This is a genomic window from Maribacter antarcticus DSM 21422, assembly GCF_000621125.1.
Taxonomy (GTDB): domain Bacteria; phylum Bacteroidota; class Bacteroidia; order Flavobacteriales; family Flavobacteriaceae; genus Maribacter; species Maribacter antarcticus.
Genome location: NZ_JHZC01000010.1, coordinates 1 through 14430 on the forward strand (window position 1 = coordinate 1; position 14430 = coordinate 14430).

At 36.8% G+C, this 14430-nt stretch carries 20 protein-coding genes and 1 pseudogene; 10 read left to right on the forward strand and 11 right to left on the reverse strand.

The genetic code is table 11. The features are described from left to right. A pseudogene (locus Q360_RS22975) lies at window positions 1–327 on the forward strand (ferredoxin--NADP(+) reductase); the annotation flags it as partial. Window positions 328–382: 55 nt separating this feature from the next. Here Q360_RS22975 and Q360_RS0110740 read toward each other — a convergent pair. The 4 genes from Q360_RS0110740 to Q360_RS0110755 form a co-directional block, all read right to left on the reverse strand. Beyond that, window positions 383–631 carry a hypothetical protein gene (locus tag Q360_RS0110740; protein ID WP_027077103.1) on the reverse strand — a complete coding sequence of 83 codons (249 nt, stop codon included), beginning with the start codon at window positions 629–631 and terminating at the stop codon, window positions 383–385. 532 nt (window positions 632–1163) lie between these two features. After that, window positions 1164–2756: a PepSY-associated TM helix domain-containing protein gene (locus Q360_RS0110745; protein WP_027077104.1), complete on the reverse strand. Its 1593-nt coding sequence runs from the start codon at window positions 2754–2756 to the stop codon at window positions 1164–1166. 20 nt (window positions 2757–2776) lie between these two features. Further along, window positions 2777–3058: a hypothetical protein gene (locus Q360_RS0110750; RefSeq protein ID WP_027077105.1), complete on the reverse strand. Its 282-nt coding sequence runs from the start codon at window positions 3056–3058 to the stop codon at window positions 2777–2779. Next, entirely contained in the window at window positions 3058–3375 is a 318-nt protein-coding gene (locus Q360_RS0110755) for a hypothetical protein (protein WP_027077106.1), read from the reverse strand. The genes Q360_RS0110750 and Q360_RS0110755 overlap by 1 nt, the downstream gene beginning before the upstream one ends. 101 nt (window positions 3376–3476) lie before the next feature. Here Q360_RS0110755 and Q360_RS24670 point away from each other — a divergent pair, with 101 nt between their 5' ends. Next, the gene (locus Q360_RS24670; RefSeq protein ID WP_051554665.1) at window positions 3477–3830 is read left to right on the forward strand and encodes a DUF6686 family protein; all 354 of its coding nucleotides are present in this window, start codon (window positions 3477–3479) and stop codon (window positions 3828–3830) included. A 215-nt stretch (window positions 3831–4045) separates the two neighbouring features. Here Q360_RS24670 and Q360_RS0110765 read toward each other — a convergent pair whose 3' ends face one another. Further along, window positions 4046–4804 carry a type IX secretion system membrane protein PorP/SprF gene (locus Q360_RS0110765; protein WP_084273414.1) on the reverse strand — a complete coding sequence of 253 codons (759 nt, stop codon included), beginning with the start codon at window positions 4802–4804 and terminating at the stop codon, window positions 4046–4048. A 53-nt stretch (window positions 4805–4857) separates the two neighbouring features. Here Q360_RS0110765 and Q360_RS0110770 point away from each other — a divergent pair, with 53 nt between their 5' ends. Continuing rightward, window positions 4858–5124, forward strand: coding sequence for a hypothetical protein (locus tag Q360_RS0110770; RefSeq protein ID WP_027077108.1), 267 nt, complete (start codon window positions 4858–4860; stop codon window positions 5122–5124). A gap of 10 nt (window positions 5125–5134) precedes the next feature. After that, complete coding sequence (locus Q360_RS26975) at window positions 5135–5266, forward strand: hypothetical protein (protein WP_262493215.1); 132 nt, start codon at window positions 5135–5137, stop codon at window positions 5264–5266. A gap of 73 nt (window positions 5267–5339) precedes the next feature. Here the strand turns inward: Q360_RS26975 and Q360_RS0110775 are convergent, their stop codons facing one another. Next, window positions 5340–6140: an alpha/beta hydrolase gene (locus tag Q360_RS0110775; RefSeq protein WP_027077109.1), complete on the reverse strand. Its 801-nt coding sequence runs from the start codon at window positions 6138–6140 to the stop codon at window positions 5340–5342. Further along, the gene (locus Q360_RS0110780; protein WP_027077110.1) at window positions 6141–7256 is read right to left on the reverse strand and encodes an alcohol dehydrogenase catalytic domain-containing protein; all 1116 of its coding nucleotides are present in this window, start codon (window positions 7254–7256) and stop codon (window positions 6141–6143) included. A gap of 1087 nt (window positions 7257–8343) precedes the next feature. On the opposite strand from Q360_RS0110780, the gene Q360_RS0110790 reads away from it, so the two are divergent. Together Q360_RS0110790 and Q360_RS0110795 are read left to right on the forward strand one after the other, a co-directional pair. Further along, window positions 8344–8571 carry a hypothetical protein gene (locus Q360_RS0110790; protein ID WP_027077112.1) on the forward strand — a complete coding sequence of 76 codons (228 nt, stop codon included), beginning with the start codon at window positions 8344–8346 and terminating at the stop codon, window positions 8569–8571. 2 nt (window positions 8572–8573) lie between these two features. After that, entirely contained in the window at window positions 8574–8951 is a 378-nt protein-coding gene (locus tag Q360_RS0110795) for a DUF2237 family protein (protein WP_036195694.1), read from the forward strand. Window positions 8952–9494: 543 nt separating this feature from the next. Here the strand turns inward: Q360_RS0110795 and Q360_RS0110810 are convergent. Continuing rightward, complete coding sequence (locus Q360_RS0110810; protein ID WP_027077114.1) at window positions 9495–9920, reverse strand: hypothetical protein; 426 nt, start codon at window positions 9918–9920, stop codon at window positions 9495–9497. 491 nt (window positions 9921–10411) lie between these two features. On the opposite strand from Q360_RS0110810, the gene Q360_RS0110815 reads away from it, so the two are divergent. From Q360_RS0110815 to Q360_RS0110830, 4 genes are read left to right on the forward strand one after another with little or no spacing between them, the layout of a single operon-like run. Then, window positions 10412–10822, forward strand: a complete 411-nt coding sequence (locus Q360_RS0110815) for a 6-pyruvoyl trahydropterin synthase family protein (protein WP_027077115.1) — start codon at window positions 10412–10414, stop codon at window positions 10820–10822. Beyond that, the gene (gene folE / locus Q360_RS0110820) at window positions 10785–11486 is read left to right on the forward strand and encodes a GTP cyclohydrolase I FolE (protein WP_027077116.1); all 702 of its coding nucleotides are present in this window, start codon (window positions 10785–10787) and stop codon (window positions 11484–11486) included. Before Q360_RS0110815 ends, folE begins: the two co-directional genes overlap by 38 nt. Window positions 11487–11498: 12 nt before the next feature. Next, window positions 11499–12182 carry an SDR family NAD(P)-dependent oxidoreductase gene (locus tag Q360_RS0110825; protein ID WP_027077117.1) on the forward strand — a complete coding sequence of 228 codons (684 nt, stop codon included), beginning with the start codon at window positions 11499–11501 and terminating at the stop codon, window positions 12180–12182. A gap of 2 nt (window positions 12183–12184) precedes the next feature. Beyond that, entirely contained in the window at window positions 12185–12709 is a 525-nt protein-coding gene (locus Q360_RS0110830) for a glutathione peroxidase (protein ID WP_027077118.1), read from the forward strand. Between the two features lie 233 nt (window positions 12710–12942). Here the strand turns inward: Q360_RS0110830 and Q360_RS0110835 are convergent, their stop codons facing one another. From Q360_RS0110835 to Q360_RS0110845, 3 genes are all read right to left on the reverse strand, one after another. Further along, on the reverse strand, window positions 12943–13191 hold the full coding sequence (locus Q360_RS0110835; RefSeq protein ID WP_027077119.1) for a DUF6952 family protein: 249 nt from the start codon (window positions 13189–13191) through the stop codon (window positions 12943–12945). After that, a complete protein-coding gene (locus Q360_RS0110840) occupies window positions 13172–13486 on the reverse strand; it encodes a thioredoxin family protein (protein ID WP_027077120.1) in 315 nt (104 codons plus the stop codon). Before Q360_RS0110840 ends, Q360_RS0110835 begins: the two co-directional genes overlap by 20 nt. Before the next feature lie 87 nt (window positions 13487–13573). Then, window positions 13574–14212: a peroxiredoxin gene (locus Q360_RS0110845; RefSeq protein ID WP_027077121.1), complete on the reverse strand. Its 639-nt coding sequence runs from the start codon at window positions 14210–14212 to the stop codon at window positions 13574–13576. Between the last annotated feature and the right edge of the window lie 218 nt (window positions 14213–14430).

Consider the following 14430-nt stretch of genomic DNA (forward strand, 5'->3'; position numbering starts at 1 on the left):
CCCCTTTTCGGGCTTTCCCCAAAGCTTGGTCCAATAGCCAATTGGGGCTTGGAAATCGAAAAAAATGCAATTAAAGTAAATAATGCCAAAGATTACGGCACCAATATTCCCGGAATATTCGCCATTGGTGATGTCAATACCTACGAAGGTAAATTGAAGCTGATTCTATCGGGTTTCCATGAGGCGGCCGTTATGTGTCAGTTTGCATATAATATCATCAATCCAGATAAAAAATACGTACTTAAATATACTACCGTTGGAGGGGTCGAAGGTTTTGACGGAACAAAAAAGGAGGCAGAAAAAGCGGTTGTGAGGCGTATTCTTTAAAATGTAAAAAGTCGGCGATTAAGGCCGACTTCTTACATTATATTTTTGACAGTATTTAAGCTGATGCTTTCTGTGGTGCCCAATGGTTACAGGACATTCCTGGTGCAGCTTTTTGTGGGTTTGCACAATCACTTGCTTCAAATCGTATGCATGTTACGCAGTCCGCTTCGACTTTGAGCGCAGCTTTCATTTCAAAGCTGTCACACGTATAGCTGTTTCCTACTTGTACACTGTGTACTTTACAAGTATTACCTTCCATTAAATTGTCGCAATTGATGCAACTGTTTCCTAATCTTATAGACATAACAATATATTTTTAGATTCTATACGAAACTACAAGCATCAAGGCTTAGAAACAATTTAAATAACTGATTATCAGTAATTTGAATTTAGATTGTTTAAAAATAAGAAGGGTATTCGGTAGTATTCATAGGGGTAGTTAAAGACCCTAATGAAGCGAAGAAGGCCAACACTGCCAATGACATTACTATTTACTGGTTTCTTTGCCACGACAAGAGAAAATAGCGCCAAAACAAAAAATGAATCTTTTGGTAATCGTTGAATATTTTAACGGGTATTAATTCTTTTTATAGGTTACTTTCAAACAGCGCAGTAATAAAGTACACTTTTGAAGTAGTACAGAAAACTTAAAAAGCCGTAAGAAACGTTCTCTTAGGTGCTTGCAAATAAGCTTCCCTTTCCTATTATTGTTTGATTTATTACTGAATTAACGCCGTCAACCAGTAAAATCAACCTAGTAATTTTCATCGAGGATGTTTTATTGATCGGCTCAGAAATACGGTGATACAAAGGAGTACGTTCTTTTATCAAATTGGTTAATTTTCATTTTTTTGGAAGTACCTTCTGCACCATTTTTTTTGTAAATAATAGCGACAAATGAGCAATCCTGAAACCCCAATAACGAGCCAAGTGGCATCAACACTAAACACATAGTATTGCCCTTTACTTAGCGTCTTCCATATCCAATCACGGGTTACTACTCCGTTTATAATTGGGATTAAAAGACCCAGCCCGCTGCCAAGGAGTATATAGTTTCGATTTAGTTTTCGATAGTCGTTCCAGGATAAACCAGCTAAGGACAATAATAACCAACCCAAAAAGAACATAGAGTTCACATACAAAATTCGATTTTCTAATGCCATTGGAACCACTTTATTTATAATAAAAATAAGTGCTATGGCAGGAAACATGGACAAGCAAATCGCCAAATTCACTTTGGTTACCCTATGATGAAACGCCCGTTGCTTTTGAGTGTATTTTAGATTATCGCGGGCAGTGCGCCAAATCATAATCCCACTAATAATGATATAACAGGTTATCATGGCTAAAATAAAATAGATAATTTTTAAAAAAATACCTCCGTAGGTAGCATAATGAAGCTTTTTCAAAACACCGTAAACACCTTTCGCATATGATTTGTTATCGGGCACAACCGCCTCCAAGAGCTTCCCATCTTTACGACCGTAAACAAAGATACCATCACCCGAAATACCAGTCTTGTCATCTACGCTAACAGCTATCGTACCGTCTTCCTTATTAAATTTATTCGTGGTGATAAAAGTGATTTTTTTATCCGGATACTTGGCAGAAATAGCTTGTATAATACGGTTAAAGCTAACGCCATTTTCAAGTGCTTGGGCATCTTCATCATAGGGTATGGCCGAGTCTGGTTTAACTGCTTTTATAATTTCATTGGTGTCACCGTCAAACAGTAGGTAGGCACTTGGAGCCAACAGAAGAATGGATAGTCCTAATAATGCCCCCGTAACGGCATATGTTATTTGAAAGGGCAGCACTATAACCCCTAAAGAGGTATGGCTATTAATCCATATCTGTTTCCAATTCCCCTTAGTCGTGAATGCATAAAATTTGGTTATGATATTTTTCCAGTGTGTCAAAATTCCCGTAAAAATGGCAAACAAAAAGAAAAAAGCTACAAAACCGGAAAGATAGATACCAATGACGGGTAGCTGTCTAAAATAGTGCAGTTCATAAATGGTTCGAATCATATGGGTTTTCGGTTCCTTAAAAGGGGTCACTTTGTAGGTATGTGGGTTGATACTGGCTTGGAAACGCTCCGATTTTTCTTTGTCGGTAGTTAGGTTCCCGTAGAACCAAATAAAGGGGTTTTGCTCGTTCGGAGGTGTAAAACTAAAACGTTTGCTAAGGTCAAGGTTTGGAGCGTTCAGCCTGGTGCTATGTAAAACTTTGTCATAATCTATACCATCAGGATTTGGGGCTTCAAATCGAGCTTTAGGGTTTTCCCATCTGTATATTTCATCCATAAATAGCGCTACTGCCCCAGCATAGAAACACACGAATAGTGCAAAGCTTATCACGATACCCGAAACGGTATGGGTATGAAACATAACATTATGTAACCTGGGCTTAAGTGCTTTTAGCTTCATGGTTTTTTTGGAATTCGATATTACTTGGATATAAAAATTAGGATGGAAAAAACTACACTTAGCAGTACGTAGATGCCCCATACCTTCCAACCATTCTTCGATAAAAAGGCAAGAACCATAAGGATAGCCCACAAAATAAACGATGAATAAGCCGTGGTGATGATGAGTCCTCCCTTTTCTTCTAAAAAGCTTCCCACGGCATTATGAAAAAGTACAGTTAAAACATACCCTCCCAAAATACCAGCAGTAATCTTAAGGACTCTTTGACCTTTACTTGATACGTATTTTTTGTTTGCAGGCATTATAACATGTTTTCAATGAGGATGACTAAAAGAATGAATGCCCCTAAAACGTAGCCGTATTTTCTATGAAGCGATAGCACAATCAAAAGCAAGCACAATGCGAATATGTGTAGTGAAAAAAAAATGACGATGGCTGTTCCCCAACCAAATTGCTTGGTCAATAGCATATAGGCCACTAAAAAAAGGAGATAGCCCATAATGCGGCTTATCTTTTTTTGTTTCTGTAGTTGGGTTCCCAAAGCGAAACCATGTGCTGGGAAATACCGCGACTTTCCGTAGCCAATAAGCCATCCAAATAGTATTAAAATTAGCGCCATTGTTTACCGAGGTACTTGGTATGATGTGGCAAATATAATTAACTATTGTTATTTAGATTAATTAAAAATAGTTAATTATATTTGTTTCAAATACATAAAATATGTGCCCTAATTTTAAAATTTTAAACTCTACTCCAAATGGTATTATCTATTGGTTCGAAAGTTGTGAAATGGCACGGGTTATTTTCAATAACCTATGCTTTGATTTCTACCCAGAAGAATACAATGCTTTTTTAGAGTATATCGCTGATTTAGATGGTGACCAGATTGAAAAAAAATATGAAAATTCAGTACACAAAAGAAAAATACCTATTCCCATGGGTGATAGTTGTATGACGATTATTCTGAACAAAGAAGAGTTGTTAGAGCTTAAGTTTTTGTTCAATAATAAGGAGGAATACTATGTCCTTAAAAATCCAAAAGAAGAAATAAACTATCAAATGAATCTTAACTGAAACCAGAGTCACTGTAACCAATACCAAATACTTCAAAACCATAGCTCTTTACAAAATCTGCTTTTTGTAAAGAGCTACATATAATATGGTTAACAGGTATCTATTAAACAATGGGGTTAGGAGATGAACAAATAGCAACTATCAAGGTCTGCTGTATTTTTAAAGTCTGCTTCTAAAAGAATTAATCACGTTTCGACTCCAAGTAAAACAATTCCCTATTCGTAGAACTTACTATAATCCTTTCTGCCACGCTCTTTGAATCTAGAGATATCAAAGGTGAGGAACAGTTCCAGTGCGTTGGGCACGAAGAGCTGTGCTTCATTTCCAATAGGGACGCTGTAGTTTAAACCAAAGTCAAGGGTTTCTAGAGTAATGCTGGTGGCAACCCCTATTTGGGAAAAGGAGGCCGCTTCCATAAAACTAAAATGCTCGTTTATACCAAAGCTAATATTACCCAATTGTACATCTTGATAAAAATCGAAACGGGTACTGGCTCCCTGAACGGATACGGCGTTAAATAAATAGAGATAGGAGTATTCCGGTAATTGCGACTGCGAATAGGGGTTGATGTTTAATTCGTAGCCAAACTGGCCCGTGATTAGCATTTTTTGATTGACATTATCTTCACTTTCCTCTGAGGATAACCTGGGTTGATTCAGGTGTTTTGCCGATAGCCCAAAGACCATATTTAAATCGTTGTGTAGCATCACCGAGGCACCCAAATCTAAAAAACCAATACTTCTGGACGCTGCTGTTGGATCAATAGGATTTGCACTAATTTGACCTGAAAAGATGTTTATTTGGTCCTGAAAGGTAATATTGTTGAAATTAAAGTTATAATTGCCATACCCAGCTGTAATGCCAGGATACAATAACCACGCATTGGTCAACTGTAATTTGTAGATATAACTGATGGCAGCTGAGGTGTAATTGTAGCCATTATCCTTGAGGCTATTATTGGTGATTCTTTTCAGATTATTTAAAAAAAAGCGAAAACATAAAAAAGGACCTTAAGCTAAAAAAAGATATGGAATTTTTAGTAAAACACTTTACAAATAAGCGGTATTCCGTCGGAGCACTTACCCACCTGTTTGGCATTACCGATGGATTCATTCAGGACGCTAAACACATCAAATCGGTTGGTATCCAAAAGGAACTAGTTTTTTATGCTATACTCTTGTCCAAACCTGCGAGTTTAAAAGATGCAAACACCCTTAAAATAGGAGCCAAGCAGGGCAAAGAAATACGTTGCCCTGCTTGGCTCCTTGCTAAGACCAGGAGCTTTAAGATGTAAAACTTGATTCGTGATGGTGAAGTTTGTTTTTGCGATACTTATTTATGGTAAGAAGTCGGTGCCTATTATTTCAACGGGTCATAGCATAAAGGTTGCTGCGGTAAACCCACGTTATGTTGAGATTATCGACGTCAGTTTTTAAACCTTTAGGTGTATGCTGTAATGCTGTTAGATTACAACGCCATATACGTTGAACGTAAAACTGCATGAATCTACTAGGGGTTGCTATCAAAAAAGTGCAACGTATCTACAACGTGTTTTTGCCAATACAACCAGTCATGGCCGCCTATAAACTCTTGATATACATGTGGTATGTTTCGTTTTTCAAGTGCTTGGTGTAGCATCCTGTTGTGTTCTAGCAACGGATCTTCGGTACCACAATCAAAACGAATTTTAGGTAGTTTGCCCGAACGGTTGTCTAGTATACCCAAAATAGAATCTTCTTGGATATTGGTTTGAGTACAATTATTCAATTCCTCTTCTACAAAAAGTGCCATTTGATTCAGATGTGTAATGGAGGAATGTGCAGAGATGCCTCGAAATGTATTAGCGTACTTTAATCCCAACCGCAAGGCTCCAAAGCCGCCCATGGAAAGTCCGGCTATACATAAAGGCGACTGGTCATTAACCGCAGAAATATTTTGCCTTACCGCTTCCGGTACATCTTCCACAATCCATTGTTCAAAATCTCTTTCGCTGTGTGGTACATATCCAGAACCATCTCCCCAGAGTCCGTCCGAAGGCATGGCAATAACCATGGGTTCTATGGCTCCCTTTTTCATAAGTTCCCACGCGGCTATGTGCACACCCCCTTGTTGCGACCATGACCAAGCACTGCCATACACGCCGTGTAACAAAATGACCAAAGGAATAGCTGTAAGATTTTGTAATGGTGGAACAAACACACAGATATCACCCCTTCCTTTTAGATGTTTACTTTTTACCGTTATAAAACGAAGGTTATTGCTTTCAAAAGCAGGATTGGAAAGTTCTGTGGTTCTAAAGTGTTTCTCCATTTAAAAAGTGATTACGCCTTTGGCATTTTTACCAGAGCGCATAGCTTCGAAGGCTAGTGGTAATTCTTCCAACGTATAGGTTTTTGTAACCATCTCTTCCAGTTGCAGCTCACCAGATTTATAATGGTTTAGAATTTTAGGAAAATCCTGCTCGGGTCGGCAGCCACCATAAAGCGGATTAATATATATTTTGTCCCACTCAAACAGGTTCATGTCAAACGAAATTTCCTGTTCAATACCGCTCACTTGTATTGCCGTGCCCGCATTGCGAATCATAGCTAAAGGTGCGGCACCTAGTTCTGGTACTGCGGTACATTCAAAGGCATAGTCCGCACCACGGCCTTCGGTCAGTTTTTTTACTTTTTCTGCTACATGTAATAATCCTTTGTCCGCCTTATTAGCTATAATGGTGTGCGTAGCTCCGAATTGCTTGGCCATGACCAAACGTTTTTCATTGATATCTATGGCGATGATTTTAGTTGCTTTAGAGATTTTTGCCCCTTGCACCACACTAAGGCCCACGCCTCCTGTTCCAAGAACGACCACGGAACTTCCCGCAACTACTTTTGCGATATTGATCACAGAACCGTAGCCTGTCATTACGCCACAACTGATAATACTCGCAGCAGCAAAGGAAATCGTATCCAGCGGAATTTTCACTACCGCCGATGCTTTTACCAAAGTATATTCCGACAGGGTGCCGATATTGAAAGAGCGTTCAATGGGTTTGCCTTGGTATTGGGTGCCCTCCAAATGCGCATGGCCTTTCGTATAGCCATTTCCCCCTGCAACCACGGGCGAATTATTTTCACAAATATGCTCATTACCTAGGTTGCACTGGAAACAGCTTCTGCACGGTGTCGCCCAATTTAAGATGACGGAATCACCCACGGCAACATGACGTACGGCTGAGCCAATGGCGGTAACAATACCTGCACCCTCATGTCCCATAACTATAGGTTTACCCCAAGAGAGCGAATCGTAATCTGTATGGCAAAGCCCCGCAGCTTTTAGTTGGACCAGTACTTCGTCTGATTCGGGTTCGGAGACCGTAACATGGTCTATAGTAAAGGTGCCGTCTCCTTTAGCGATTGCACTTTTGGAAGTAATTCCCATTTCGTAATAGTTTTCTCCGGGTAATCCCACGGGATATATAATTGGAGGCTAAAAATACCAAATTGAAAGGTAAGCGTATCCATCAAAATGAAGTATTGTACGATAAAAACAGCCTTTATGCCTTAAATTTAGAGTTTATAATCATCGGAACAAATGGGTGTAGTCTTTAAAATTAAATGTACTACGAAACATAGCTATAAATCGGTTTACGATGTTTCTAACCATGGTTTTCCTAAAAGCCAATGGAAGGGTATATCTATAAACGAATCTTCTTTCGCGATTATCAAAATCATAGATTACAAAAATTACCTTGAACCTGCCAAGGATGTAACGTAATCGCGCTTCCGAATTGGAAACTTTTGTTATTGTACAGGATTGTCCATCATGTTCGTATAGTCCTCTTTGCGAACAACAATTCTTTTTGCAAAGTCCAATAATATTTTTCTTCTTCGGTATCTAGTCATCCGTCAGCATGGGCTAAATAGCCTAATGATGAAAAGTGAGGAGGGCGGTGGTCTCTATGAGTACGACTTTCAAATACGCCAGTTTTCATAATACTAGTCTTTAAGTGAGGGCGTATTTTTTAGGGCATTTGTAACTACATGGATACCCTAAATAATATTCCTCCATTTTCCTGCGTGTCAAATTAAGCACAGGGGAGGAGTCTGATTTTTAATACCAGCAACTACTTAAAATGAAAAAAAATTAATATTGATTTTATAATGACAGAGGCAATTTAAACATACGGCACTATGCAATAACCAGTGCGACTATTCTTGGCATACAGGCATTAAAAATTGAAGCCTGATTAGCATACATGTTCTTGTTAAAACGTACTAAATAAAACAATATTTAAAAAGCTATGTGAAATAACAACGAACTTTTTTTACTTTTTGCAGCTACAGGATTTTGAAAATTTTAGGGTTCTTGATTGTGCTATTTTTACAGTAAGCCCCATGGCATATACAATAGCTGTGCGAATTATCTTTTTTTTAACAGTATTTTTCAATAGCATAATTAGTCTTTTTTTAAGAAAGTTAACCTTTTTGTTTAATTATATTTGCATAATATTAAACAAAATAAATATATGGATATTCTACATGAAGCATCAATCTTTGAAAAAGCCAAAATGAGTCACATGTCTACAAGTGATAGGGTGACGGCGTCAAGGGAAGCAAAACGGCTTGTATTAGCAATTAACGAGATTTATAAGAAGACAAAAGATTCATCCTTAATGGATGTTATGAAGAGGCTTACAGTCAAAAAAAAGAGAATTGATATACGACTGAAAGGAAGACCTGATTCAGGAATATAAGCATGCTTAAAAGCAATGATTTAAATGTTCTCGGAACAATTTTAGTGCCTTGTTGTGAGAATCCTGCTACAGGATATTTCAGGGATGGATATTGTAGAACTATTCAAGAAGATTCTGGCACGCACGTATTGTGTGCTATACTGACTCAAGAATTTTTAGAATTTACAAAATCTCAAGGGAATGACCTTTCCACGCCTATACCACACTGGGGCTTTCCGGGCTTAAAACCTGGATCAAAATGGTGTTTATGCATATCTCGTTGGTTGGAAGCGGAGCGTGCTGGTAAAGCACCATTAGTCGTTTTAGAAGCGACACATCAAAAAGCACTAAAATATACTACCATGCAATTATTACAAAAATATGAAGCAGTAGTTCAATAACAACCTCGTGTCAGATTTAAAAGCATTTTAGAATTAAATCACAGGCCATTTTTTAAACATGGTACGCTTAGTGGTATAATTTAATCGATAATAAATTACATAAAATAGTAAAAGATGAAAAGTTTTATTTTGAAATGGTATCCAGTTATTCTAGCATTTATTTGTTTGCTATACTCCGTGGGGCTTGGTTTATTTGGTATGAAAGAGGAAGCTCAATATTCGGCGCACTGGCCTGGTACAATATTACTATTTGCCTTGGCAATTAGACAAAGAAGAACATCATGAACATTGGATTTTTTATAGTAGGAGCTGTAATATTCGCTGTATATATAGGGCTGACATTTTATAATATTTTCTATTCAAACAAAAAACAAAGAGAAGAAAACTATCCAAACAAAAAGTAAAATGTTGTTGTAGTTTAAAGCTTAACTTCATGCTTGCTTTTGGTTGCGGTTGCCACTGTATGGGCTAAATTATAGTAGCCTATTCTTCACTTCCACTGTTTTTAATTTTCAATTTATTTAGTAACTGCAGAATTTAGAGTTAAGCATCATAATAGCCCAGATTTAAAAATTTGTTTTTTAAACCCGTCATTTTATGAATGAACTTTTTGTTATCTGTATAGTTCTTGTTTTTCCTGAACTGAATAAAATTTCCATTTGAATGTATGCTTAGCGTCTGTGTACTATATACAACTAAACGGTAATGTGGTATTATCCATGAATAACGGTCTAACTTATTGGTAAAATGTATGATAATTCCTTTAGGCCTTAATTCAATGTTTGCATAATTAATAGCAAATGATTCCATATTTTTAGGTTGTAGTTTTGGGCTTAGTTCTTCTATGATTAATCTGCTAGACCCTATACCCCCCATTTTTAGTCTTTCAAAAAAAGAAAATGGGGTACCTACCATAGCGCTGCTTTCCTTTATATAATCTTTACTTGTATAACTGGTGTCAAATAACATATTTTACGTTTTTAATTTAGCATTCTTAATTCGTGCGGGATAATAGACATCCCACCCCATTCTCAAAATATTTTACTACTTCTCAGTAGGGATTTCACTAAAAATTCCAATGAAAAACCCTAACAATAGATTGGATAAAAAATTCCAGTAGTTATGCGGTCGATAATACATAAAAGTCTTAAGTAAATTGACACGTATCTATAATAGTTGTTTTTACTTTTTCTCCAACGCTATAAAAAGCTTTAATAAAAACCGGATAAAACCACTTTTACTCTAGACGAGTAGTAGTTGTTCAACCACTAATGCCTCCTTCGATGCTGAGTATTGTTTAATCTGGTTTGTTCGCAAGGCACTTATATATTGCGAACATATGATATCTACAAAATTAGTAATTTTAATTTTTGTTTAACAATAAATGATAAATATTAAACAAAAATACAAATATCTTTGCAGAGGAGTCAATTTTGAAATAACTACGGCCCATTATACCTATGAATAAAACTGCAATTATCCGTTGTGAGCACTTTAACGCCGCTCATAGACTGCACAATAATAACTGGAGTGAAGAAAAAAACCTTCAAGTTTTTGGCAAATGTAATAACCCAAGTTATCATGGTCATAATTATGATTTAGAAGTGAAAATTATTGGATTGTGTAATCCTGAAACGGGTTATGTGATTGATACGAAGCTTCTTTCTGACCTTATTAAAGATAAGATATTGAACAGATTTGATCATAAAAACCTAAATGTAGATGTAAACGAATTTGAAAGCCTAAATCCAACCGTAGAAAATATAGCTATGGTTATATATAACATACTTAAACCAGAGCTAGAAGCTAGCCTAGAGCTAAAAATAAAACTTTATGAAACAGCAAGAAACTATGTTGAATACCCGTACTAAAGATAATTCACTGAATGGATTTAATGAAGATGAAATTGGGGATGATCATATTTATACGGGGCTAGAAACCCCAATGAAATCGGATGCGTTCGTAATGTCAGACAAAGAAAAAAAGACAAAAATTTCGGATTTGTTTGCTCAGATAATGGATGTTATGGGACTTGACCTAACGGATGATTCGTTAAAGGGAACCCCTAACAGAGTCGCTAAAATGTATATTGAAGAAATCTTTTCGGGGCTTAACCCAGATAACAAACCTAAGATTGCATTATTCGAAAATAAATACAAGTACAATCAGATGTTGGTAGAAAAGAATATCACATTTTATTCTAATTGCGAACATCACTTCGTTCCAATCATTGGCCAAGCGCACATAGCTTACGTGTCCTCTGGAAAAGTTATTGGGCTTTCTAAAATCAACAGAATTGTTCAGTATTATGCCAAACGTCCGCAGGTACAAGAGCGATTGACTAATCAAATAGCAATGGATTTGAAATCCATATTAGATACAGACGATATAGCGGTTATCATTGATGCGAAGCATTTATGTGTTTCTTCTCGTGGGGTAAAAGACGATGCCTCTGCAACGGTTACCTCATACTATGGTGGCGTGTTTGATAAACCACATAAAATTGCGGAATTGCAAAATTATTTAAACAAATAAAGTAATCATCTATTGAAAACATATATAATTGTAGGAGGAAGTAAAGGAATCGGAAATGCCATTGTCAATGAGTTATCTGAAGCCCATAAAATAATTAACATTAGCCGGACTGCTCCTGAAATGGAACATCCGAACGTAACCCACCATACGTGTGATATTCTAAAAGACGATTTACCGGATATAGAAGAAGTAGATGGACTCATATATTGCCCTGGCAGTATTAATTTAAAGCCTATCTCTAGACTAAGCTTGGATGACTTCCAAAACGATTTTGAAATTAATGTTTTGGGAGCTGTAAAATCAATACAGAAGTATTTACCCCAATTAAAGAAAGGTAAAAATCCGTCAATATTGTTATTTAGCACTGTCGCTTCTAAGTTGGGTATGCCATTTCACGCAAGTGTGGCTACATCAAAATCTGGAGTTGAGGGATTGGTTAAATCACTTGGAGCAGAGCTAGCACCAACCATTAGAGTTAATGCTATTGCTCCAACGGTAACAGATACAGCACTTGCATCTAAGTTATTACGTAATGAAAAAATGATTGAGAATATAACAGAACGTCATCCATTAAAAAGATTGTTAAACCCTAAAGAAGTGGCAGCAACAGCAACATTCTTATTATCGGACAAAGCAGCTTCATTTTCAGGGCAGATATTTGAGATGGATTGTGGTATTGTATCTTTTAAAATTTAGTTATGAAAACAGTTGATAAAGCAAAATTAGCTCCAAGTACTTCTACAGCAACAAAAAGGCAATCAATTTATGATATAGCTATCAACGCTATAGATGGTACTCCTATTTCGCTCTTAAAGTTTAAAGGGAAAAAAATTCTTTTTGTTAATGTAGCTTCAGAATGCGGATTTACAAAACAATATAAAGAGTTACAAACATTAAGTGATACCTATGCTGAGGAACTCATCGTTATTGGTTTGCCATGCAATCAGTTCGGTCAGCAAGAACCAGGAGATGCTTCACAAATTCAAGAATTTTGTGAGTTGAATTTTGGTGTTACCTTTTTGCTTACTGCAAAGATAGATGTGAAAGGAAGTAAGCAGCATCCCTTGTATAAATGGCTCACAGATAAAGACCTAAACGGCAAAAATAGCTCTAGTGTAAAATGGAATTTTCAAAAGTATTTGGTGGATGATATGGGAAAACTAATTGATAATTACCTCTCTATCACTAATCCAATGAGCTCAAAAATCACTAAGTATCTGTAACTTTTTAAGCTTATTAGTAGCTTTTGGGTGCGTAGTTATAGTACTACATGGCATCCTAAAACTATGTCTTTTCTATTATAGTTCTGACAATCTGCTTGGCTTTAAAGCTATTGCCTTATCCTATTTATGATATCGTTTGGAATCATTTTCGATTCCTTTTATTGCGAATACAAAAAAATCCTTTCCGAGCTTATGCTTAGAAAGGATTTAAAGGTATTGTAAATTATTTAAAGCTACCGGTCAATAGAACCCATTACTTTTTGGGCAAAGCCGTTTGCGGCATCTCTTTCGGACATTCCGTTAGCAACCATATTGTGCATTTCTACCGCACCACATAAATTGGTTATAAGTTCGCCCACCACGTCCATATCCTCATCAGTTACCGAGCGGTGTTCCGAAAAAGACTCTAAGACCTCGATGGTGTTTTCCAGACTTCCTTTGTCGTTGTTTTTTTGCAAATGTTTAATTACTGGTAACTTCATCTACTAATTGTTTTAGATTTTCAAATTTATTAGTCTGCACTTGATTTACAAACGTTCCACTTTTAAAGGTGGCAAAGGTAGGCAGGTTATCTACCGTAGCTAGTTTACGGGAATCTGGAAATTTTTCAGCATCTGCCAAAACAAAAACGATATTTTCGTTCTCGGTAGCCAGTTTTTTAAACTTGGGTTTCATTAAGCGGCAGTTTCCGCACCAGCTTGCTACGTATTGTACCACGACCGTATCGTTTTCGTGTATGATTGCTGTAAGATTATCTTGATCTAAAGTCTGTACCATAACTACTTTATATTTTTTATTTCTGTTGTTAATTCTAAGTAGTCAAGACGCTGCTTTTACAAATTCTTGACTACTTTTTATATGTGCCTAGTTTGCAGAGAAATATGCGGCAACCCCTTTACGGTCTGCATCCATAGCTTTTTCTCCCTCTTCCCAGTTTGCTGGGCATACTTCACCTTTTTCCTGAACATGTGTAAAAGCATCTACTAAACGTAAATACTCTTTCACGTTGCGGCCCAACGGCATATGGTTTATGCCTTCGTGAAAGACCACTCCGTCCTCATCAATTAGATAGGTTGCGCGGTAGGTAACATTGTCGCCCTCTACCGTGTAGGTAGCAGATTCTTCGTCAAATTTTTCATCTGTAATATCAAGTATGCCTAAACGATTAGCTAGGTTGCGGTTGCTATCTGCAAGGATGGGATAGGTCACGCCTTCGATGCCACCATCATCTTTAGCAGTGTTCAGCCACGCAAAATGTACTTCTGGAGTATCACAAGACGCACCGATAACTAGCGTGTTGCGTTTTTCAAATTCCTCCAATGCTGCTTGAAACGCATGCAGTTCTGTAGGGCAGACAAAGGTGAAGTCTTTGGGGTACCAAAAAAGCAAGACTTTTTTGCCTTTATTTTTTGCTTCTTCAAAAATATTAAGTTTAAATGTGTCGCCCATTTCGTTCATCGCATTGACGTTTAGATTTGGGAATTTTTTTCCTACTGCTGTCATAATTATATTTTTTGTAAAGTTAACCTGACTCTCTAAGCGAAAACAGCTGAGAACCCTAGAAAAAATGATGCATTCATAAGCTTATTCTATATTAAAAAAAGGGTAGTAATAATGTCATAATTTTAACAATTAAAAACGAAAGTCGATAAGAAAAAGCGGTGTATATTGCGTAATCACAGCATTTAAAACCGATTGAGCAAATCATTAATAAAAGTTAA